The organism is Methylobacterium sp. E-066, from assembly GCF_022829635.1.
GTDB lineage: Bacteria > Pseudomonadota > Alphaproteobacteria > Rhizobiales > Beijerinckiaceae > Methylobacterium.
In genome coordinates, this window is sequence record NZ_JAKSYO010000127.1 from 23,863 (window position 1) to 44,932 (window position 21,070).

Genomic DNA, 21,070 nt, shown 5'->3' on the forward strand with positions numbered 1-21,070 from the left:
ACAGGGTGTGCTAGCGCACCGCGCGCCCTCGGACATGACAGCCCGGGGAAAAGCTTTGCCGCGTTACAGAACACGGCGCGACGATCAATGAATCCCGCGTCGCATCAGCTTATCGATGGGCCGATCGTCGCGAAGACTGAATTTGGATCGACGACGACTACAGTTGCTCAACGCCACGCTTGAGCGGATAATCACAATCAGAGCGTGCGGCCCTGCCGCCGCGTCCCGGGAGATCACGATGCGCGTCCCGCGCTCCAGCCTCGTCGCGCTGGCCGCCCTACTGACCGGAACGCTGGCCTCGGCTGGCGCGCTCGGCGCCGAGACGGTCGCGCTCGACCCGGCGACGCTCGGCACGCCCGCGCACCCGGCCGAGCCCGCGCAGGCGGCACCGACCGGGTCCGATCCGGTCTCGACCGCGTTGCCTGACTACAAGCCCGAGGCCGCGAAGCCGGAACCCGCCCCGGCCCCGGTCGTGGCGGCGCCCGTCGCTCCTGCCGATCCGTTGGGCGCAGCGATCGTCGCACGCTTGACCGATACCGCGCCGCTGCTGCTGCGTCTCCCCGGCAAGGATCGCGACGGCATTCGCGCCTTCTACGAGGCCCGCGCATACAAGCCGCTCTGGATCGCCGACGGTGCCTGGACCGAGGCCGCCAAGTCGATCTCCGCACGCCTGACTGCCGCCGGCGAAGACGGGCTCGACGCTCGGGCCTACACGATCCCGAACCTGGCCGAGAAGCCGGACGACAAGGCGGTGGCCGATGCCGATCTCCGCCTGTCAGCGGCGGCTCTGCTCTATGCCCGGGACGCAAGGGGCGGCCGCATCAACCTCGCCTCGATCTCGCGGCTGATCACGCCGCAGCTCGATCTGCCCGACGCCAACGCGGTGCTGACCAAGCTCTCGGATGCGGGTACCAAGGCCAGCGAGGCTCTTCAGAGCTACAACCCATCCACGGCAGGCTATCAGGCTCTCAAGGCGCGGCTCGCGAGCTTGCGCGGGCCGGCCCCGGCTGCCGTGAAGCCCCTGCGCCTGCCCGCCGGGCCCGTCCTACGGGTCGGCATGCGCGATCCCCGCGTGCCGCTGCTGCGCGCGCATTTCGGCCTGGAGACACGCCCGGCCGGCACCCTCGACCGCGCGCCCGGTGAGCCGGAGGAGTACGATGCCACGGTGGCCGACGCGGTGGCGAAGTTCCAGCGCGGCCGCGGGCTGCCCGGAAACGGCGTGCTCAACGTCCAGACCGTGCTGGCCCTGGCCGATGCCGGCCGGCCGGCGCGGGCGAGCGGCAGCGAGGCCGAGCTGATCGTCAACATGGAACGCTGGCGCTGGCTGCCGGGCGACCTCGGCTCGGACTACATCCTGGTCAACATCCCGGAATACCGTCTGCGTGCCTATCGCGGCGGCAGCCTGCGCGACGAGGCCCGGGTCATCGTCGGCAAGCCGGAATCGCGCACGCCCCTGTTCTCGGGGCTGATGGAATACGCGGTGGTCAACCCGTCCTGGTACGTGCCGCCCTCGATCCTGAAGACCATGGCGCCGAAGCTTGCCGGCTACGGCGGCAAGACCTGGGGCGGCTACGAGGTGGTGCGCCACGGCGGCCACGTCTCGCTGCGCCAGCCGCCGGGTGAGCGTAATGCGCTGGGCTTCATCAAGTTCATGTTCCCGAACCAGCACGCGGTCTATCTGCACGATACGCCGAACCGCTCGATGTTCTCGGCGGCCAAGCGCGACTTCAGCCACGGCTGCGTGCGCGTCGACGACCCCTTCCGCCTGGCGGACGCGGTGCTGCCGGATTGGTCCGAAGCGCGGCTCAAGAAGCTGATCGGCAAGGGCGAGCGCACCATCCGGCTGCCCGCGAAACTGCCGGTGCATCTGGCCTACTTCACCGCCTACGTGGACGATGGCGGCGCGTTCCGCACCCTGCCCGATCTCTACGGTTACGACGCGCCGATGCGGGCGGCCCTCGGCCTGCCCGGCGGCGGCGGACCGATGATCGCCAAGCTCCCCGAGGAGAAGGCGCGCCGCAAGCCCGAGGCCGCGCCGGTGGCGCACGCGGATTCGGCGCCGCGCCGAGAGGCCGCGCGTCCCCGCCGCTACGCCGAACCGGAGCCGAGCGCCCGCTACGACGAATACGATACGCCGCGTCGGAGCGTTCGTCGTGCGGCCCGCGCCGACAGCGCGCCGGAATACGGCGAGCCCGGCCTGTGGACGCCGGCACCGGCGCCGGTGTCTCGCGGCTGGTGGTAGGTTCGCAGCCGGACCGCCGCTTCAACGCTCAGGTGCGCGGCCGCACAGCCGGGCACGATTTCGCCACGGTCCAGCCTTAGCCGTTTCCGTCGCACGCTCGGCGCGACGACGCGATAACGGCCCAGACGGGCCGGGCCGCCTCGACCGGACATCCGCCGAGTGCCCGTTTGCGGGTTCCGGGAGAGGATCAGGACCATCGTGCCGAGCCTTCCACGCCCCGCCCGACACCTCGTCCTGACCCTGTGCGGCATGGCGCTCGGCCTGATCGCCGGCACCGCCGAGACCGAGAACGCGGTCGCCAACGGCGATACCCGTGCACTCACGATCTACCACACGCATACCCAGGAAAGCGCGACCATCACGTTCAAGCGCGATGGCCGCTACGACCGTGCGGCCCTCGAGCAGCTGAATTGGCTCCTCCGCGATTGGCGCGTCAACGAGCCGATCAAGATGGACCCGCGCCTGTTCGACACGGTCTGGGAGGCCTACCGGCAGGTCGGCGCGAGTCAGCCGATCCACGTGGTCTCGGCCTATCGGTCGCCCGGCACCAACGCGATGCTGCGCCGCCGCTCCCGGATGGTCGCCGAGTTCAGCCAGCACATGCTCGGCAAGGCGATGGACTTCTACCTGCCGGAAGTCTCGATCGACCGGATCCGCGAGGTCGGGCTCCAGATGCAGCGCGGCGGCGTGGGCTGGTACCCGCATGCCGGTACGCCCTTCGTCCATCTCGATGTCGGGTCGGTGCGGATGTGGCCGCGCATGACCCATGACCAGCTCGCCCGGCTGTTCCCGGACGGGAAGACCGTCCACCTCGCGAGCGACAACCGTCCCTTCGCCCGCTACGAGGAGGCGAAGGCCGAGATTCTGGCCCGCGGCGGCACCGTGGCCGGCCTCACCACCCAGATGGCGAGCGGCGAGGAGGAGGACGGGCCCGGCCTGTTCGGCTTCCTGGCGAGCCTCTTCGGCGGCGGTTCCTCCGCGCCGGAGCCGGCCGCAGCACCGCCGCCCGCTCCCGTTGCGAAGCGGGGCCGTCAGGCTCCGGTGGTCGCCGTCGCAAGCGCCGATCCGCAGGATCCGGTCGGCACCCGCGCCGCCCTGGCCTACGCCGCGCCGACGGCGGACGATACGCTGCGCAATACGCTCGGCCGGTCCGACCCGGCGAAGGACGGCAAGCCGGTCGACGCCAGAGCCCTGCTGACCGTGGACAAGCCGGCCGCGGAAGACGCCGTTGCCGCCGTGATCGCGCCGCTGCCGCCGCGCCGGCCCTCCGATTTCAATGCCGTCGCGGCCGCCGCGATCAGCATGCCGCTGCCGCCGCCGCGCCCGGTGCAGTTCGCCTCGCTGGACGGCGGCATGGCCAACCTGGCGGCTCCGTCCGCAGGCCGTGCCCTCATCCGAGACATTCCGGCCGAGCCGGCACCTCGGCGCCCTCTCGTGGCCGCCGATGCCGACGGGAAAGCTCAATTGCGCGCGCTGTTCGAGGCGGCCTCCGCCGGCCCGGTCGCGGCCCCGGCGAGCCGCAGCGCCCCCGTGCGGGTCGCCGCCACCCGGGTTCGCGATGCGGCGCCCGATGCCGTCGTGGCGGCGATGCCGGGACCGGTCTCGACCCGGTTCAGCGCGAAGAGCCCGGGGGACGACCTCACGGCCTCGCGCTTCACCGGCTCCGCAACGCGCGGAACGCGCTAAAGGCAAGATCAGCGCAGGGGCTTGGACAGGTTGACCGCCAGGGCGGAGACCAGGGTCGCGGTGTAGCCGTCGTCGTGGGTATCGGCAATGCGCTCGGCTTCGTCGCCGCTATTGGCCGCCACCGACATCATCAGCATCACGGCAGTCATGACCGCGCCAAAGCCGGCGACCGAAGCGAGATAGGCCCGCACGGCGGCACGCGGAACGGGCGAAGCGGCGGTACCGTCGAGGCACAGCGGAGAAGGGCTGCGGTGAATCATGGTCGGTGATTCTGGCGCCTGACGCTGGACCCGAGACAGACTGATTACCAGCACGCACAACCTGGCGAATCAATTAGTCAACGTGCCGTCTTTGTCCGAGTTCATCGAACCAGAATGATTTTCAACCGGGATTTATACAGGTTGGTTGATGACCCGTATCGGGGGCGACGAGCCGCCCCCGATACGGTTTTCAATGAGGCTCAGCCTTCCTTGCCGAGCACTTTGCCCAGCGCCGCCTGCGCGGCGGCGAGGCGGGCGATCGGCACCCGGTACGGCGAGCACGAGACGTAATCGAGCCCGACCTCCTGGCAGAAGCCGATCGAGGCTGGATCGCCGCCATGCTCGCCGCAGATGCCGAGCTTGATGTTCGGACGGGTAGCCCGGCCGCGCTCGACGCCAATCCGGACCAGCTCGCCAACGCCCTCCTGGTCGATGGTGATGAACGGGTCGGCCGGCAGGATGCCCTTCTGGGTGTAGGGACCCAGGAAGGTCGCGGCGTCGTCGCGGGAGATGCCGAGCGCCGTCTGTGTCAGGTCGTTGGTGCCGAACGAGAAGAACTCGGCGGTCTGCGCGATCTCTCCGGCCTTGAGCGCCGCCCGCGGCAACTCGATCATGGTGCCGACCTGGTAGTCCAGGGTGGCGCCCTTCTCCTCGGACACCGCCTTGGCCATGGCGTCGATCCGCGCCTTTACGATGTCGAACTCGGCGCGGGTGAAGACCAGCGGCACCATCACCTCGGGGGTGACCGGGCTGCCGGTATCCGCAGCGGCCTGGACGGCGGCCTCGAAGATCGCCCGGGCCTGCATCTCGGCGATCTCCGGGAAGGCGATCGCCAAGCGGCAGCCGCGGAAGCCGAGCATCGGGTTGTGCTCGGACAATTCCCGCATCCGGTGGCGGATTTTTTCCTCCGATACGCCGGTCGCCTTCACGACCTCGGCCACCTCGGCATCGGTGTGCGGCAGGAACTCGTGCAGCGGCGGATCGAGCAGGCGGATCGTCACAGGCAGGCCGGACATGATCGTGAACAGCTCGACGAAGTCCTGGCGCTGATACGGAAGGATCTTCGCGAGCGCAGCGCGGCGGCCCTCGGCGTCGTCGGCCAGGATCATCTCGCGGACCGCGATGATGCGGTCGCCCTCGAAGAACATGTGCTCCGTGCGGCACAGGCCGATGCCCTCGGCGCCGAAATTCCGCGCCGTGCGAGCGTCGGTCGGGGTGTCGGCGTTGGCCCGGACCTTCATGCCGCGGAACTGGTCGGCCCATTCCATCAGGGTCGCGAAGTCGCCCGACAGCTCGGGCTCGAGCATCTTCACTTCGCCCTGGATAACCTGGCCCGTCGAGCCGTCGATGGTGATCCGGTCGCCGGCCTTCAGGGTGGCGTCCCCGACCTTCATGGTCTGGGCCTTGTAGTCGATCCGGATCGAGCCGACGCCGGAGACGCAGGGCTTGCCCATGCCGCGGGCGACCACGGCCGCGTGGCTGGTCATGCCGCCGCGGGTGGTGAGGATACCTTCGGCGGCGTGCATGCCGTGGATGTCCTCAGGCGAGGTCTCGATGCGCACCAGGATGCACTTGCGCTCCGCCTTGCGCAGGGCCTCGGCGTCCTCGGAGTTGAACACGATCTCGCCGGTGGCCGCCCCGGGGGAGGCCGGCAGGCCGGAGGCGATGACCTTGCGGTCCGCCTTCGGGTCGATCGTCGGGTGCAGCAGCTGGTCGAGGGCCGAGGGCTCGACCCGGCCGATCGCCTCCTCGCGGGAGATCAGCCCCTCGCCGGCCAGATCCACGGCGATGCGCAGGGCAGCCTTGGCCGTGCGCTTGCCGTTGCGGGTCTGGAGCATCCAGAGCTTACCCTTCTCGATGGTAAACTCCATGTCCTGCATGTCGCGGTAATGCGCTTCCAGGATCCCGTAGATCCGGGTCAGCTCCGCGTAGCTCTCGGGCAGGGCCTTCTCCATGGAAGGCTTGTCGCTCTCGGCCTCGATCCGGGCCTTCTCGGTGATGTTCTGCGGCGTGCGGATACCCGCCACCACGTCCTCGCCCTGGGCGTTGATCAGGAACTCGCCGTAGAGCGCCTTCTCGCCGGTGGAGGGGTTGCGGGTGAAGGCGACGCCGGTGGCCGAGGTGTCGCCCATGTTGCCGAACACCATGGCCTGGACGTTGACGGCCGTGCCCCAGCTTTCCGGGATGCTGTTCAGCTCGCGATACTTCTTCGCCCGCGGGATCATCCAGGAATTGAACACGGCGCTGATCGCGCCCCAGAGCTGGTCCTCGGCACCCTGCGGGAAGTCCGAGCCGTGCTCGTCGCGGACGATCTTCTTGTAGGTCTGGATGAGGGTCTTCCAGTCCTCAGCGCCGAGCTCGGTGTCGAGGTCGTAGCCCTTGCCCTCCTTGTAGTGCTCCAGGGCCTCCTCGAAGGCGTGGTGCTCAACATTCAGCACCACGTTCGAGTACATGGTGATGAAGCGGCGGTAGGAATCGTAGGCGAAGCGCTCGTCGTCAGCCTCCTTGGCCAGGGCCAGAACGGTCTGGTCGTTGAGGCCGAGATTCAACACGGTGTCCATCATGCCCGGCATCGAGGCGCGGGCGCCGGAGCGGACCGAGACCAGCAGCGGGTTCGCCGCATCGCCGAACTTGCGGCCGGTCAGCGTGCCGATCTGGTTCAGCGCGGCCGCGACCTGATCCTTCAGCTCCGGCGGGTAGGCCTTCCCGTTATCGTAGTAGGAGGTGCAGACTTCGGTGGTGATGGTGAAGCCGGGCGGGACCGGCAGGCCGAGATTGCACATCTCGGCGAGGTTGGCGCCCTTGCCCCCAAGCAGGTCGCGCATCTGCGACTTGCCCTCCGCTTTGCCGTCGCCGAAGGCATAGACCCACTTCGCGCTGCCGGTCGCCATGTCGATCCCGTCCATATCTGGTGCCCGGCGCAGGCCGAGCTGATGGGCGCGGGTTGGACCATCCCGCAACGCAACGCAAGATGAACGCATTGCGGGCTTGTGCGCGCGCGGCTGACGCGCGGCGAAGTCTGTCAGGAGTCGACCTTGCGAATCGGGCTTACGAGAGGCCGCGTAGCAGGCCGAGACCGATCACGCCGACCACGATCAGGTAGATCGCCACGATGTAGTTGAGAAGCCGCGGCACGATCAGGATCAGGATCCCGGCCAGGATCGCGATCAGCGGCTGAAGGTTCGAGATGGTGATGGTCACGGGCGCCTCCAGGGGCCGAGCTCGGCCGTTGACGATCGACGTCCGTAGCGCATGGCGGTTCCCTGTGGCTGGCGCATGACGAAGCGCCGGATCGGCTCCGGCGCTTCGTGCGTTCGCGTCAGGGCTTCGATGGCTTCAGCGCCGGCTTGTCGGTGCCGGGGATCGGATCCTTCGCTTCGCCGGTCGGCAGGCTCGCCTCGATGGTCGGGTGCGACAGCTCCGGATAGGGGCCGATCACGTTGGCGCCGTTGAGCGGCTTGTTGGCGCCGTTGTGGCAGGTGGCGCAGTTGATCTTCGGCACGTCACCCAGCGCCCCGAGCCGGTTGCGCGGGAAGGTCCCGGTGAGCGGCTCCATGAAGTCCTGGTTTAGGTCGCGCACCATGCGGATGCCGTACCAGGCGTGGACCCGGTTGGGCGTGCTGGTGTCCCACTGTGCCACCGATCGGGTGTTGTGGCAGAAGGTGCAGTTCACCCCGAGCGATTGCGACATGCTGATCATGATCGCGAAGGTCTTCTCCGCGTCCTGGATCGGCTTGCCCTTCGTCTCGGGCAGGACCGTGGTGCCGTTGACCCGCACGGCGTCCTCGGACGTGTCCTTGTGCTGGTAGAACGCCTGGTAGACGTCGTAGGGCAGCGAGGTGTTGCCGACCTCCGCGGAAGCCAGGTTCTGGCTGTTGTTGCGCGGCTTGAACCGGCCCTCGCCCTGAACGGGACGGTCGAACCAGATATTGGCCGGCACCGGATTGCCCCGGTGGCAGGTGTAGCAGGTCACGCCCGCCTCGTGGACGTGCTTCTCCTTCCAGGACGAATTGATCGTCTGAGTCATCTGCAGCATCCGCCGGGCGACGCGCTTCTGGTACAGCTCGTCGGAGGCCATGTTCTCGGTGCTGTGGCAGTAGGTGCATCCCTGCTGGGGCGCCACCCACTCGGTGATCGACACCATCAGCCGGTTGAACTGCTCGGCCGAGAGGTCCCCTAAGACCTGCACGTTCTCGTAGACCGCGGAGGCCTTGTCGCCGCCCGCATCGGCCGGGTCGGCGGGGGCCGGGGCGACATTGGCGGCCGCAAGCGCCTCGTTGCCGGCCCGGGTCCGGATCAGGTCCATGCCGGTGCCGCGAAAGCCGGTCTGCTTGGCCGCCATGGGGGGATGGGTCCAGCCCGCGCCCCCGAACATCGCGATGGTGAGGAACAGGGCGAGCGCCCCGCCGACCACCGCCAGAATCGTCTTCATGACGGCCTCCTCACGGCTTCATGCCGGGTGCGAGATGGGCGGGGTCGACGATCGGGCCGTAGACCTGCGGATAGGACGGGGCGACGCCATGCTTGACCGCCCAGAGGTACCAGTTGTCGACCACCGTGCCGGTGAGCAGGATGCCGATGCCGCCGGTCAGCGTGGTCAGCACCGCGAACCACCACGCCCAACGGTGGATCGACTCCATCGTGGCGTTGAAGCCCATGGTCCAGCGCCAGAACAGGGCGGCGCGCTCGGTGGCGGTGCCGCGATCGACGATCTGGTCGATCTCGCGGTCGGCGCCGTAGCGGGAGCAGGCCAGGATGGTGCCCCCGTGCATCGCGAACAGCAGCGTCGATCCGTAGAGGAACGTGATCGAGAGCATGTGGAACGGGTTGTAGAACAGGTTGCCGTAGCGAAGCGAGAACGCTGCGGTCCAATCGAGGTGCGGGAAGATCCCGAACGGCACCGCCTCCGACCACGAGCCCATCATCAGCGGCCGGATGAAGCCGAGGACGAGGTAGAGCCAGATCGCCGAGGCGAAGGCCCACGGCACGTGGGTGCCAAGGCCGAGCGCCCGCGCCCGGCGATAGAGATGGACCCACCACAGCAGGATTGACGTGGTCAGGAAGAAGCCGGCGATCAGCCACCAGCCGCCCTCGTTGAGCGGGGGCAGGATCTTCAGCCCGTATTTCGGCAAGGGCGGTTCCAGGGCGAGCCAGGGCAATTGCCGGGCGAACTGCACCGGATCCCAATTCACCGAGGCCCACATGTTGAGCCCGATGATCTCGAAAGCGATCAGTCCGCAGACCATCGACAGGGCGGCGACGTAGCCGATGTAGATCGGGCCGACCTGGCTGTTGCCCAAAAGGCCGAACAGGTAGCTGTTGAACGGCTTGCCGACCCGTTCGTTGGAGCTCACCGGAATGCCGTTCTCCGGCTCCAGCGGGCGCACCTGAACCTGGGTGAAGATGTTCTGGTAATAGGCCATCGCCCGCCCTCCCCCCGGTCGACCGCACGCGTCGTGCGGCGCCGGCTTGGATCATTGGTATCGGTTCGCCCGATTCTCGGCGGGCGATGCGTTTTTCAGCGCCACACCGGCAGGTTGAGCCACCAGCCCCACCATTGCGGCCAGCCCTGGGTCCAGAACGGCCCGCTGATCACGATGCAGACGGCGCTCCAGAACCCCGCCGACAGGGCCAGGAACAGGCCGAGCCGGTGGATGCCGAGCGTGCCGATCGAGTAGCCGATCGTGTCGCGGAAGAAGGTGTCCTCGTGCTCGGGGGTCTTCACGGTCTCGCCCTTCTTCGGGTTGGTCGCCGCGAGGATCAGGCCGCCGTGCATCGCCAGCGCCAGGGTGGTCGTGAAGAAGAACGTCACGGCCAGCATGTGCGCCGGATTGTAGTGGAAGTGCAGGTATTGGTATCCGGTGTTCGACACCCAATCGAGGTGGCTGAGGATGCCGTACGGGAAGCCGTAGCCCCAGGCGCCCATCAGGAACGGCCGGACCACCACCAGGGTGAAGTAGGCGAAGATCGCCATGCCGAAGGCGGCCGGCACGTGATAGCCGATGCCGAGCTTCCGGCAGATCTCGACCTCACGCATCATCCAGGACAGGAACGAGCCCAACGCGCAGAACGTGATGATCTGCCAGAGGCCGCCCTCTTTCAGGGGTGCCAGCTTCAGACCGTAGCTGATGTCGGGGGGCGCGATGTTGATCTGCCAGACGTTCCAAGTCGGCCCGATCGCGGCGCCGTAGATCACCAGCGCGGTGCCCAGCACCGTGAAGAACAGCCCGGTCACGCCGAAGAACCCGACGAAGAACGGCCCGACCCAGAAGTCGAACAGGTCGCCGCCGAGCAGCGTCCCGCCGCGGATCCTGTACTTTCGCTCGAAGCTCAGCATCGCCATGGCGGACACTCCTCAGCCCGGCCGCAATTCTTTGGGGTTTTTGGACCGCGGCCCTTGGGAGCCGCGGTCCCGGCCAGCCTGGATCAGGCGGGCATGCTGGGCAGGACGAGCGTAATGTTGCTCGCCGCCTTGTTCGCCTTCGGACCTTCCAGCCAGTTGAACCGGTCGGTCGAGAGCAGGATGAAGTGGATCAGCAGCGCCAAGATGAAGAGGAAGGTGAACAGAGCCACCAGCGTGCGCCGCGGATCGAACAGTAACCAGACCTTGTGCATCCGATCCTCCTCAGCCGATCATCGTGACGAGGGCGCGGGCCGCATCGGTGACGCCTTCGAGAGAGGCGTAGCCCTGCGGTCCGGGGAGCCAGGGGCGCCACAACCAGACGAGGATGTGGGCGACCACGGCAATCGCCGTGAAGATGAGGAAGCTCGTCAGGAAGATCGCGTGGAACTCCTTGGCTTCCGGTTCCGTCAGCCCGGACAGGCTGCTCGGTCTTTCTGTTGCAACGGGTCCACCGGCCATCGTTCAGACCTCCGTGTGTTGGCCGCGCTTCTGGCGAAGCGCGACGGGTGCTGCCGTGTTGCTCTAGGCTGTCACGGCTTGACTTCCCCCGCGTCACCGGACGGAAGCGTCTCGATCAGGGCATTCAGCCCATGAAGGCGAAGGGGATCGCTTGAACCGCCATGGCGCGGGCCTCGCCGAACACCGAACGGCGCGCCGGCGCGAAACCCGGGCGGGCGGCCTCGCGGGCCGGACGGACGCGGTTGAACGCGGCGGCGGCGAGGAAGCACGGGTAGGTCGCGGCCAGGATCAGCCGGAACTGCAGGGCTTCTTGATGCAGGCGCGCGGTCGGGACCATCGTTCGCATCGTCAGGTCTCCTCTCAGGGGAACGGAAAGGCGGTTCATGCGGGGATCCCCCCGGCAAGATCGGCTCGGGCGCGCGCCACATGGGCAGGCGCCACGGCGGCGGATTCGGCTGTGCGGGCGGCGCGCTCGGCCGCGTCGCGCAGGCGCTTGGCGGCGGAGATGCGGGCCAGGACCGGCTGCGCCTCGACCAGGTCGTCCAGCGCCGCGCGCGCGGCCTCGTCCCAGGGCAGCTCGCGGTGGTGGCGCGCCGGGGTGGCCTCGACCTTGTCCATCTCGCGGGCGAGCGGCAGGATGTGGAAGAGCGTGTCGAACAGCGCGTTGCAGACTTCCTGGACCAGGTAGGTCGCGCCGGCGAACCCCATGAACGGCGTGCCGGTGTGCCGCCGGATGATCGCCCCGGGGAACGAGGCCGGGATGTAGGTCGCCCGGGCCCCGCACTCCGCGAGATACATCCGCTCGTTGAACGAGCCGAACAGCACCAGCGGCGGCTTCTCGGCGACGGCCTTGCGTACCGCATCGTTGTCGGGCTTCAGCCCAGCCGACCGGCTGAACGCGAAGTTGCAGGGCAGGCCCATCTCGTCTTCGAGGAAGTGCCGGACGCCGCGGGCGTAGGTCTCGGTCGCGACGATCCCGAAGCTGGCGGTCCCGAAAAAGTCCTGCGTGACTGAGCGCCAGAGGTCCCAGACCGGCTTGATCGTGGTGTGGCGCTCGCGCTCGATGAACGGCTCGGGATCGACGCCCAGGATCGCACCCAGCGAGCGCAGGAACTTGGTGGTCGACAGGATGCCGACCGGGGCCTGCAGGTAGGGCCGCTCTAGGTCCTCGCAGAGCAGGCGCCCGAACTCGCGGTAGAGGCAGATATTGGCGTCGGCATTGACGAGCTTGGGTACGTCCGCGAGGTGCGAGCCCAGCGGGAAGGTCAGGTTCACCTCGGCGCCGATCCCCTCCACCAGCCGCCGGATCTCGGCGAGGTCGGAGGGCATGTTGAAGGTGCCGTAGGCCGGCCCGATGATGTTCACCCGCGGCTTCTCGCCGGGCTTCTTCTCGGGCCGGGCCGGGATGCCCTTCTTGGCGAATTTCTTGGCGCCGTATTCCTGCCAGAGCCAGCGCATCGCGCGGTCGGCGGCCTGCCACTGGTCCTCGTCGATGGTGCGGGGCAGAAAGCGCTGAAGGCCGGTGCCCTCGGGGGTCACGCCACCGCCGATCATCTCGGCGATCGAGCCGGTGACCACGACGCTGGGCAGGCCCGGATCGAGGGTCGCGTGGGCGCGCTTCATCGCGCCCTCGGTGCCGTGGCGGCCGAGCTCTTCCTCGGCGAGGCCCGTGACGACGATCGGCAGCTCGTGCGGCGGCAACGCGTCGGTGTAGTGCAGCACCGAGGTCACCGGCAGGTTCTCGCAGCCGACCGGGCCGTCGATGACGACCTGCAAGCCCTTGATCGCCGTGAAGACGTAGACGGCGCCCCAGTAGCCCCCGGCCCTGTCGTGATCGAGGATCAGCATCACGCCATCTCCCCAATCGGCTTCTTCGGGCCTTCGATCTTCGGGCCCTGGCGCTTCTGCGGGGTTTCCTGCCAGACGCCGGCCGCGTGGCCGGTGCCGACGCCCTCGAAGAACTCGCGCATGGCGTCGAAGCGCGGCTTGTTGGCGAGCGCGCCGTTGATCACCCGCGCCAGGGAACCGGCGCCGGCCGCGCCCATGAGCGGGCGGGCCGAGATCAGGTTGGTGAAGTAGAGGGCCGGCGTGCCGCGCTCCTTGGCCCGCTGCACCACCGGCGTCGTGCCGATGGCCAGATCCGGCTTCAGCGCGTCGAGGGCGAAGAGGTCGTCCTCCAGCGAGGCACGGTAGCGGACTTCGGTGCCGCGGGCTTCGAGCCAATCGCGGTCGGCCTCGGACCACGGTGTCCGCGGGCAGGCGGTGCCGACATACGGGACCTCGGCGCCGCTCTCGATGAGGAGACGCGCCACCAGCAGCTCCGAGCCCTCGTAGCCCGAGAGCGTGATCCGGCCCTTGATCGGCATGGCAGCGAGCGCGCCGCGGATGCCCGGGAGGATCTTGTTTTTGGCCGCCTCGACGGTGGCTCGGGCGACGCCGCAGGCCTCGCCGATCCGGTCGAGCCAATCCGCGGTGCCGTCGACGCCCACCGGGGCGGAGCCGACCACCGGCCGGCCGGCCGCCTCGAACTCGCGGATCGAGGCGGTGTAGAACGGGTGGATCGCCGCAACCGCGGCGCAGTCCAGGGCGGCGTAGAGCTCGCGCCACTCGCGGGTCGGCACCACCGGCCCCGCCGCGAGGCCCAAAGGCTCCAGCAGCGCGCCGATCACCACCGGGTCGGCCGGGAAGACCTCGCCGAGGAGCGCCACGCTCGGGCGCTCCGAGCGGCCGCCGCGCGGGGTCGCGACCGGGCCCTGCTCGGCCTCGGTGCGGGCGACCTTGAGCATGGCCCCGGCCAGAACGTCCTTGGCCTCGGCATGGGTCGGCACCCCGAAGCCCGGCACGTCGATGCCGATCACCCGGACGCCGTCGATCTGCTTCGGCAGCAAGCGGAGCGGGACGCCCGAAGCCGTCGGCACGCAGAGATTGATGACGACGACCGCGTCGTAATCCTCGGGCTTGGCCGTGGCGTGGACCGCCTCGCGGATGTCCTCGAACAGCTTGCCAGTGACCAGGGTCTCGGAATTGAACGGGACGTAGCCGACACTGCGCCGGGCGCCGTAGAAATGCGACGTGAAGGTCAGGCCGTAGACGCAGCAGGCCGAGCCCGAGAGGATCGTGGCGGTGCGGCGCATCCGCAGGCCGACCCGGAGCGAGCCGAAGGCCGGGCACATGCTCTGCGGCTGGTCGTGCGGACCCTGCGGGTAATCGCTGCGGAGTTGCGCCAAGGTGTCCGACATCCCGGCCGCCTCGGCGGCTTCCCGCATCGCGTCCTTGCCGGAATGGCAGCCCAGCCCGTCGCCTTTCGTGGCGTCGAGGTTGATCGCCTCGGCCGGCGGGGCGGCGGGGCGGGGACGAGCCCGCAGATCGGAGATGTCGAGGGAGACGGCCATGCCTCAAACCTCGTCGTAGACGACTTCGAGGGACGGCTTGGTCACGTGCGCGACGCCGCACATATCCTCATGGGTCGCCGGGACCAGGACCACGTCGCGGCCGGTCACGTCGCTGGAGAACAGGCCGAGCAGCCCGTCCTGCGTCAGCGGCGTCGGCCGGTGCGGCGCGGACGTGGCGACGTTGGCGGCGAGGTCCGAGAACAGGCTGCCCCAGCGGCTCTCCGGCCGGCCGATGATCTCGTAATTGGCGCTCTTGCGGCGGATGTCGTCGTCGGCCGGGATCGAGGCCAGGACCGGGATGCCGGCGGCGTCCGCGAAGGCCTGGGCCTCGCCGGTGCCGTCGTCCTTGTTGATCACCAGGCCGCCGACGCCGACATTGCCGCCGAGCTTGCGGAAATACTCCACCGCCGAGCAGACGTTGTTGGCAACGTAGAGCGACTGCAGGTCGTTCGAGCCGACGACGATGACCTTCTGGCACATGTCCCGGGCGATCGGCAGGCCGAAGCCGCCGCAGACCACGTCGCCCAGGAAGTCCAGGAGGACGAAGTCGAAACCCCAATCGTGGAAGCCGAGCTTTTCCAGCAGCTCGAAGCCGTGGATGATACCCCGGCCGCCGCAGCCGCGCCCGACCTCCGGGCCGCCGAGTTCCATGGCGTAGACGCCGTCGCGCTTGAAGCAGACATCGCCGATCGCCACCGGCTCGCCGGCGAGCTTCTTTCGGGTCGAGGTCTCGATGATGGTCGGGCAGGCCTTGCCGCCGAACAGGAGCGAGGTGGTGTCGCTCTTCGGATCGCAGCCGATCAGCAAGACCTTCTTGCCCTGCTGGGCCATCATGTAGCTGAGATTGGCAAGCGTGAACGACTTGCCGATGCCGCCCTTGCCGTAGATCGCGATGATCTGCGTTTCTTTCTTCACGGGGGCGGTCGAGACCGCATCCGGCTCAATCGCCGCTTCGGCGCGGAGCTGGGTGGCCTGATCGAGGGCGGCCTTGTTGAGCTGAACGTTCACGCGGCGTCCCTCCAGTCGAGGATCATCTTCAGGCAGGCGGGATCGGCGAAGGCTTGGCGATAGGCGTCCGGGGCCTGAGCCGCCGGGGCGCGGTGGGTGATCAGCCCGTCGAGGGAGAGGCGGCCGCCCTCGATCAGCGCCGTGACCGCGGCGAGATCCTCGGGACGGAACTCGGCCGAGATCCGGATCCGGGCCTCCCGCATGAAGGCCGGTGGGAAGGCGAAGGACAGGGGCGCCTCGTAGAAGCCGGCGAGCACAATCTCGCCGCCGGGCGCCAGGCGGGCGATCAGCCCGTCGAGGCCGGACGCATCGCCGCTGACATCGGTGATCACCGCGTAATCGCGCCGGGAATCGTCCTCCGGTGCCAGCACCGTGTAGCCGGGGGCGCCTTCGCGGCGAGCCGGGTCCAGCTCCCAGACGGTCGGCTCGGCACCGGCGGCGAGCGTGAGGCGCGCCAGCAGACGCCCCAGCACACCGTGCCCCACGATCAGCGGCTTCGCTCCGGCGGAGAGGCCGCCGAGCGCCCGGTAGGCCGTGGCCGCGAGTGCGATCAGGCAGGCCGTGTCACCGAGAGCCGGGTCCACCGGCACGAGGCGGGCAGCCGGGGCGATGAGGTGCGAGGCCGCGCCGCCGAACAGGCCACGGATTGCACCGAAGCAGCGGGCACCCGGGACGAAGACGGTCTGGCCGACGCGGACCGGCGCATCGGCGGCGGCTTCGACCACCGTGCCGACCGACTCGTAGCCCGGGACCAGGGGGTAGCCCATGCCGGGGAACGGCGGCATGCGGCCCGACCAGAGAAGACGCTCGGTTCCGGTGCTGATCCCGGTCCAGGCCACCGCCACGACCGCGTCGGCGGCGCTGGCAGGTGTCAGGGCCAGGCGATTGAGCGCCAAGTGCTCCGGACGTTCGAAGATGACGGCAAGAGCGTCCATGACTGGAATAATCCGCCCTGTGTTTTGCGACTCTCGCTTTGGCGAAACCGCTATGTGTCATCCTAGATAGACACAATGGCGCGTCAAGTCATTCTTACATTAACGCGCGTCTTTCTGCGCGATGATCAGGCGTGTGAGGAGCGGACGACGGGTCCGGTGCTCGCGCGCGGTCGCAAAACCCGCCCTGCGCAGCATGGCGTGCAGCTCCTCGGCGCGGCGCGGACGGCCCGAGCCCATGGCGAGGAGGTAGAATCCGAAATACGCATCCCCGACCGGCTCGGCGCCTCGCGTGCCCGCCATCGGCTCCGCCAGGATCAGCGTTCCGCCGGGCGGCAGCGCCGCGTGCACGGCCTTGAGCAGGGCCAGCGCCGGCCCGTCATCGTGATCGTGGACGATCCGAACCAGGGACATCGTGTCGGCACCGGCCGGCAGGCCGTCGTGGAAGCTGCCGCCGCGGCAGGCGATGCGCTCGGCCAAACCCGCCTGCGCCAGCCGCTCGGCGGCGCGACCGGCCACGGCCGGAAGGTCGAACAGGGTCAATTGCAGGGCGTCATGCCGGGCCGCGACCGCTTGGAGGAACGCCCCCTCGCCGCCGCCGACATCCATCAGGTGCCGGCTCCGCGAGAGGTCGCAGGCATCGAGCACGTCGTCGGCGATCAGCGCCTGCGACGAACCCATCAGCCCGCCATAGGGCGCCACCGAGGCCGCGTCGGCGGCCTTGCCGGCGGCGTAGGGCCAGTAGCGCGCGAGCCGGGTCGGGTCCGCCGTTCCGCGCAGGAGCGCCACCGGATCCGCCAGGTCGGCGTAGAGCAGCGCGTGGTGCTCCACCATCGCACTGACGCCGGGATTGCCCGTGAGCGCGGCGCCGAGATCGGCAAGGCCGAAGCGATCGCCCGGCAGCGCGCGGACGAGGTCCAGGGAGGCGGCGGCGCGCAGCAGGCAGCGCGCGTTCTCGACCGGCAGGTCGAGGCGGCGCGCCAGCCCGTCGAGGGTCAGCGGCCCCTCGGCCAGGATCCGGAACAGGTCGAGGCGGATGCAGGCCGTCAGCACCTGCGCGTAGACGAAGCCGGCGCAGAGATCGAACAGCGCCCGGGTGTTCTTCCGGGCGATGCCCCGGGTCAGGGGAAAGCCCGCTGCCCAGCGCTGGAAGCGCGGGCTCGCCACCAGGCGGTTCCGCCAGCCGAGCCAGCGGTCCCGGAGCGAAGCCCGAGGGGCCAAGGTTGCGCCGGAGCGCGGAACCGAGCCGGCGGTCAGGCCGCCACCGCGCGCAGGCTCGCGGGCAGGAACAGCCGCGCCTGCGCCTCGATCTCGGCTTTGAGCTGCGCCACACCCGGACAGGCCGGGATCGCCGCCACCGCCTCACGGGTGAGACGGGCCAGGCGATCCAGGGCGCCGTCGGTGCCGAGCAGCGCCGCGGCGTTGGGGCGCCCGAGGGTGGCGTCACGACCGGCGGGCTTGCCGATCTCCTCCTGGCGGCAGGCGACGTCGCGCAGGTCGTCCGCGACTTGGTAGGCCTCGCCCAGGCACTCACCGAGGCGCCGCCACGGCTCCGGATCGGAGCCCGCGGCTGCCGCGCCCAGCACGGTGGCGGCGGCGAACAGGGCGCCGGTCTTGGCCTGCTGGTAGTCGCTCAGGCTGATATGGGCCTCCGATTCCCAGGCCTGACCGGCCGCGATGCCGCTGGGCGAGCCGGCGGCGCGCCCAAGGAGGCCGACCAAGCGGGCGAGCCGGACCGGATAGGGGCCGGCGGCCCGGGCCAAGGTCTCGAAGGCCAGAACGATCAGGGCGTCGCCGGCGAGCACGGCGATCGGCTCGCCAAAGGCAACGTGCACGGTGGGTTTCTGGCGGCGCAGGGGGGCGTCGTCGAAGCAGGGCAGGTCGTCGTGGACCAGGGAGGCGCAGTGCAGCAACTCGATCGCAGCCGCCGCGGCCTCGGACGAGGCTGGGTCGTCGTCACCGCAGGCTTGGGCCACCGAGAGGCATAGGCGAGGCCGGATGCGGTGTCCGCCGGGAAAGACGGCGTAGCGCAGGGCCTCGGCCAGGAGGGGTGGCGCACCCGGCGCCTCGGCATAAGCCACGGCGCGATCCAGCGCCTGTTCGATCCGCCGGCCCGACTCCATGGCGCGCCTCCCGTGTTATGATCGGTTGTCAGCGACAAGTGTCATTTCTTATTGACACTTTGCGGACCGGAGATCAATCCCAATCGGCAGGCGGACGGCATGGGGTTGAGCGTGGCGCAGGAACGCGTCGTGGTGATCGGAGCCGGGATCGGCGGTCTGGCCGCCGCCCTACGGTTGGCGCATGCCGGGCTATCGGTCACGGTGGTTGAGCGCGCCGCCCGGCCGGGCGGCAAGATGGCGCGCGTGCCGGTCGGCGAATTCGCCGTCGAAACCGGCCCGACCGTGTTCACGATGCGCTGGGTCTTCGAAGAATTGTTCGCCGAGGCCGGTGCTCGCTTCGCAGACCATGCGCAGCTGACGCCCGCGAGCCTGCTGGCCCGGCACGCCTGGACGAAAGACGCGCGGTTGGACCTGTTCGCCGACCCGGACGCCTCGGCAGCGGCGATTGCCGATTTCGCCGGGCCCCGGGAGGCCGATGGCTACCGCCGATTCTGCGCCCGCTCGGCCGAGGTCTACCGGACCCTGGAAGGTCCGTTCATCCGCGAGGGCCGGACCAGCCCGACCGGCCTGGCGCAGCGGGTCGGGATCTCGGGTCTCGGCGACCTCTGGCGCATCCAGCCCTTCGCGACGCTGTGGTCGGCGCTCGGCACGTTCTTCCGCGATCCCCGGCTGCTGCAGCTGTTCGGGCGCTACGCGACCTATTGCGGCGCCTCGCCGTTCACCGCGCCGGCGACGCTGATGCTGGTCGCCCATGTCGAGCAGGCGGGGGTCTGGACCGTGGCGGGCGGCATGAGCGCGCTCGCCGGGGCGGTGGCGGATCTGGCCGCGGAGCGCGGTGCCGCGTTCCGCTACGGCGCGCATGTCGAGCGGATCGTCACCGAAGGCGGCCGGGTCTCCGGGGTTGTCCTAGCCGACGGCGAAAAAATCCCGGCGGAAACCATCGTCTGCAACGCCGATGCGGCGGCGCTCGGCGCGGGGCTGTTCGGCCCGGACGCGGCGCCCATGGGCGAGCGGCTGGCGCCGGCCGAGCGCTCGCTCTCGGCCGTCACCCTGTGCACGGCGGCGATCCCGCAGGGCTTCCCGCTGGCCCACCACACCGTGTTCTTCTCGGCCGATTACCGGGGCGAGTTCGACACGATCCTGCGGCAGCGCCGCCTGCCCGACGACCCGACCATCTACATCTGCGCGCAGGACCGGACCGAGACGGGCGCCCCGCCCGCCGGGCCGGAACGCCTGCTGATGCTCGTCAACGCCCCGGCCGACGGCCGGGAGCGCCCGCTGACGCCCTCGGAGATCGCCCGATGCGAGACGAATCTGAATCGCCGGCTGGAAGCCTGCGGGCTGACCTTCGCGGAGACCTTGCCCCCGGTGGTCACGAGCCCGGCCGGGTTCGAGGGCCGGTTTCCGGGGAGCGCGGGGGCGCTGTACGGGCGGGCGCCGCAGGGCTGGGCCTCGACCTTCAAGCGGGCGGGCGCCCGGACCGCCCTGCCGGGCCTGTACCTGGCGGGGGGCACGATCCATCCTGGCCCGGGCGTGCCGATGGCGGCGCAATCCGGCCGGCTGGCGGCGGCAGCGATCCTGCAGGACCTCGATTCGACGGCCCGGTCGCGCAGAACGGCTACGCGTGGTGGTACGTCGATGCGGTGAGCGATGACGGCCGCCAGGGGCTGACGATCATCGCGTTCATCGGCAGCGTGTTCTCGCCCTATTACGGCTGGAGCGCCGACAAGGACCCGTTTGCCCATTGCGCCATGAACGTGGTGCTCTACGGCGACCAAAGCCGCTTCGCCATGACCGAGCGCGGCGCCAGCAGCCTGTCCCGCAGCCGCCACCATATCGCGATCGGCCCCAGCGCCATGGCGTGGGACGGCACGGCCCTGACGGTCCGGATCGACGAGCGCGGCGCCCCCCTGCCCCGGCGGATCCGCGGCACGGTCCGGCTCACCCCGCGCGGCTTCACCCCCGGGCCGTTCCAACTCGATCCCGGTGGGCGGCACCGCTGGTGGCCGATGGCCCCGTCCTCGCGGGTCGAAGTCGATCTCGACCAGCCCGATCTCCGCTGGACCGGGAGTGGCTATTTCGACACCAACGACGGCGACGAGCCCCTGGCCTCGGCCTTCACCCGCTGGACCTGGTGTCGGGCGGACCTGCCTGACGGCGCCGCGATTCTGTACGATGTGCGCCATCGCAACGGCGGCGGCCAGAACCTGTCGCTGCGCTTCTCCCACGACGGCAGCCGCCGCGAGATCCGCCCGCCGCTGGCCGCGACCCTGCCGGCCACGTCGTTCTGGCGCATGCCCCGGGAGACCCGCAGCGACGACGGCCGCTCCCGGGTGCTCACCACCTTCGAGGACACGCCGTTCTATTCGCGCTCCCTGCTCGCCTCGACGCTCGGCGGCGAGCCCGTGCGGGCGGTGCACGAGAGTCTTTCGCTGGACCGGTTCCGCAACCCGCTGGTGCAGCTGATGCTGCCGTTCCGCATGCCGCGGCCCTATGCGGGGTGATTTTTTTGGATGTGGGAATGCGCGCGATCCGGGCGGATGCCTCATAACCCGCCCCGTCATT

19 protein-coding genes are annotated in these 21,070 nt (G+C 69.6%); 4 read left to right on the plus strand and 15 right to left on the minus strand.

Features of this window, described 5'->3' with window-relative positions; translation table 11 throughout:
- The first annotated feature begins 238 nt into the window (after positions 1 to 238).
- Positions 239 to 2,242 (plus strand): murein L,D-transpeptidase, encoded by a 2,004-nt coding sequence (locus tag MKL20_RS18730; RefSeq protein ID WP_244037931.1) that lies wholly within the window; start codon positions 239 to 241, stop codon positions 2,240 to 2,242.
- 198 nt (positions 2,243 to 2,440) lie between these two features.
- A complete protein-coding gene (locus MKL20_RS18735) occupies positions 2,441 to 3,928 on the plus strand; it encodes a DUF882 domain-containing protein (RefSeq protein ID WP_244037932.1) in 1,488 nt (495 codons plus the stop codon).
- Positions 3,929 to 3,936: 8 nt separating this feature from the next.
- Here MKL20_RS18735 and MKL20_RS18740 read toward each other — a convergent pair whose 3' ends face one another.
- The 15 genes from MKL20_RS18740 to MKL20_RS18810 form a co-directional block, all read right to left on the minus strand.
- Positions 3,937 to 4,188 (minus strand): hypothetical protein, encoded by a 252-nt coding sequence (locus tag MKL20_RS18740; RefSeq protein ID WP_244037933.1) that lies wholly within the window; start codon positions 4,186 to 4,188, stop codon positions 3,937 to 3,939.
- Positions 4,189 to 4,388: 200 nt separating this feature from the next.
- Entirely contained in the window at positions 4,389 to 7,079 is a 2,691-nt protein-coding gene (gene ppdK, locus MKL20_RS18745) for a pyruvate, phosphate dikinase (protein WP_244037934.1), read from the minus strand.
- A gap of 157 nt (positions 7,080 to 7,236) precedes the next feature.
- Positions 7,237 to 7,389 (minus strand): DUF3096 domain-containing protein, encoded by a 153-nt coding sequence (locus tag MKL20_RS18750; RefSeq protein WP_092041181.1) that lies wholly within the window; start codon positions 7,387 to 7,389, stop codon positions 7,237 to 7,239.
- Between the two features lie 118 nt (positions 7,390 to 7,507).
- Positions 7,508 to 8,620: a photosynthetic reaction center cytochrome PufC gene (pufC, locus tag MKL20_RS18755; RefSeq protein ID WP_244037935.1), complete on the minus strand. Its 1,113-nt coding sequence runs from the start codon at positions 8,618 to 8,620 to the stop codon at positions 7,508 to 7,510.
- A 10-nt stretch (positions 8,621 to 8,630) separates the two neighbouring features.
- Positions 8,631 to 9,611, minus strand: coding sequence for a photosynthetic reaction center subunit M (pufM, locus tag MKL20_RS18760; protein WP_243972721.1), 981 nt, complete (start codon positions 9,609 to 9,611; stop codon positions 8,631 to 8,633).
- 95 nt (positions 9,612 to 9,706) lie between these two features.
- On the minus strand, positions 9,707 to 10,531 hold the full coding sequence (gene pufL, locus MKL20_RS18765) for a photosynthetic reaction center subunit L (protein WP_243972729.1): 825 nt from the start codon (positions 10,529 to 10,531) through the stop codon (positions 9,707 to 9,709).
- An 83-nt stretch (positions 10,532 to 10,614) separates the two neighbouring features.
- Complete coding sequence (gene pufA / locus MKL20_RS18770) at positions 10,615 to 10,803, minus strand: light-harvesting antenna LH1, alpha subunit (protein WP_058194393.1); 189 nt, start codon at positions 10,801 to 10,803, stop codon at positions 10,615 to 10,617.
- A 10-nt stretch (positions 10,804 to 10,813) separates the two neighbouring features.
- A complete protein-coding gene (pufB, locus tag MKL20_RS18775; RefSeq protein WP_058194392.1) occupies positions 10,814 to 11,050 on the minus strand; it encodes a light-harvesting antenna LH1, beta subunit in 237 nt (78 codons plus the stop codon).
- Positions 11,051 to 11,174: 124 nt separating this feature from the next.
- Positions 11,175 to 11,396 (minus strand): hypothetical protein, encoded by a 222-nt coding sequence (locus MKL20_RS18780; protein ID WP_244037936.1) that lies wholly within the window; start codon positions 11,394 to 11,396, stop codon positions 11,175 to 11,177.
- A 35-nt stretch (positions 11,397 to 11,431) separates the two neighbouring features.
- Positions 11,432 to 12,898 (minus strand): chlorophyllide a reductase subunit Z, encoded by a 1,467-nt coding sequence (gene bchZ, locus MKL20_RS18785; protein ID WP_244037937.1) that lies wholly within the window; start codon positions 12,896 to 12,898, stop codon positions 11,432 to 11,434.
- Positions 12,898 to 14,442 (minus strand): chlorophyllide a reductase subunit Y, encoded by a 1,545-nt coding sequence (bchY, locus tag MKL20_RS18790; RefSeq protein WP_244037938.1) that lies wholly within the window; start codon positions 14,440 to 14,442, stop codon positions 12,898 to 12,900. The genes bchZ and bchY overlap by 1 nt, the downstream gene beginning before the upstream one ends.
- Before the next feature lie 3 nt (positions 14,443 to 14,445).
- Complete coding sequence (locus tag MKL20_RS18795) at positions 14,446 to 15,450, minus strand: chlorophyllide a reductase iron protein subunit X (protein WP_244037939.1); 1,005 nt, start codon at positions 15,448 to 15,450, stop codon at positions 14,446 to 14,448.
- Positions 15,447 to 16,385, minus strand: coding sequence for a chlorophyll synthesis pathway protein BchC (gene bchC, locus MKL20_RS18800; RefSeq protein WP_244037940.1), 939 nt, complete (start codon positions 16,383 to 16,385; stop codon positions 15,447 to 15,449). The genes MKL20_RS18795 and bchC overlap by 4 nt, the downstream gene beginning before the upstream one ends.
- Before the next feature lie 99 nt (positions 16,386 to 16,484).
- Positions 16,485 to 17,603, minus strand: coding sequence for an acetylserotonin O-methyltransferase (locus MKL20_RS18805; RefSeq protein WP_244037941.1), 1,119 nt, complete (start codon positions 17,601 to 17,603; stop codon positions 16,485 to 16,487).
- Between the two features lie 32 nt (positions 17,604 to 17,635).
- A complete protein-coding gene (locus MKL20_RS18810; protein WP_244037942.1) occupies positions 17,636 to 18,505 on the minus strand; it encodes a polyprenyl synthetase family protein in 870 nt (289 codons plus the stop codon).
- Between the two features lie 99 nt (positions 18,506 to 18,604).
- Here MKL20_RS18810 and crtD point away from each other — a divergent pair, with 99 nt between their 5' ends.
- Positions 18,605 to 20,152 carry a 1-hydroxycarotenoid 3,4-desaturase CrtD gene (crtD, locus tag MKL20_RS18815; protein ID WP_244037943.1) on the plus strand — a complete coding sequence of 516 codons (1,548 nt, stop codon included), beginning with the start codon at positions 18,605 to 18,607 and terminating at the stop codon, positions 20,150 to 20,152.
- The gene (locus MKL20_RS18820; RefSeq protein ID WP_244037944.1) at positions 20,149 to 21,009 is read left to right on the plus strand and encodes a carotenoid 1,2-hydratase; all 861 of its coding nucleotides are present in this window, start codon (positions 20,149 to 20,151) and stop codon (positions 21,007 to 21,009) included. The genes crtD and MKL20_RS18820 overlap by 4 nt, the downstream gene beginning before the upstream one ends.
- Positions 21,010 to 21,070 lie beyond the last annotated feature (61 nt).

Coding starts and splice junctions, on each gene's coding strand:
- pufL (WP_243972729.1), bottom strand. CDS start 10,531: ATGGCGATGCTGAGCTTCGAGCGAAAGTACAGGATCCGCGGCGGGACG.
- bchC (WP_244037940.1), bottom strand. CDS start 16,385: ATGGACGCTCTTGCCGTCATCTTCGAACGTCCGGAGCACTTGGCGCTC.
- pufC (WP_244037935.1), bottom strand. CDS start 8,620: ATGAAGACGATTCTGGCGGTGGTCGGCGGGGCGCTCGCCCTGTTCCTC.
- MKL20_RS18730 (WP_244037931.1), top strand. CDS start 239: ATGCGCGTCCCGCGCTCCAGCCTCGTCGCGCTGGCCGCCCTACTGACC.
- MKL20_RS18780 (WP_244037936.1), bottom strand. CDS start 11,396: ATGCGAACGATGGTCCCGACCGCGCGCCTGCATCAAGAAGCCCTGCAG.
- pufB (WP_058194392.1), bottom strand. CDS start 11,050: ATGGCCGGTGGACCCGTTGCAACAGAAAGACCGAGCAGCCTGTCCGGG.
- MKL20_RS18810 (WP_244037942.1), bottom strand. CDS start 18,505: ATGGAGTCGGGCCGGCGGATCGAACAGGCGCTGGATCGCGCCGTGGCT.
- MKL20_RS18740 (WP_244037933.1), bottom strand. CDS start 4,188: ATGATTCACCGCAGCCCTTCTCCGCTGTGCCTCGACGGTACCGCCGCT.
- pufA (WP_058194393.1), bottom strand. CDS start 10,803: ATGCACAAGGTCTGGTTACTGTTCGATCCGCGGCGCACGCTGGTGGCT.
- bchZ (WP_244037937.1), bottom strand. CDS start 12,898: ATGCTGATCCTCGATCACGACAGGGCCGGGGGCTACTGGGGCGCCGTC.
- ppdK (WP_244037934.1), bottom strand. CDS start 7,079: ATGGCGACCGGCAGCGCGAAGTGGGTCTATGCCTTCGGCGACGGCAAA.
- pufM (WP_243972721.1), bottom strand. CDS start 9,611: ATGGCCTATTACCAGAACATCTTCACCCAGGTTCAGGTGCGCCCGCTG.
- bchY (WP_244037938.1), bottom strand. CDS start 14,442: ATGGCCGTCTCCCTCGACATCTCCGATCTGCGGGCTCGTCCCCGCCCC.
- crtD (WP_244037943.1), top strand. CDS start 18,605: ATGGGGTTGAGCGTGGCGCAGGAACGCGTCGTGGTGATCGGAGCCGGG.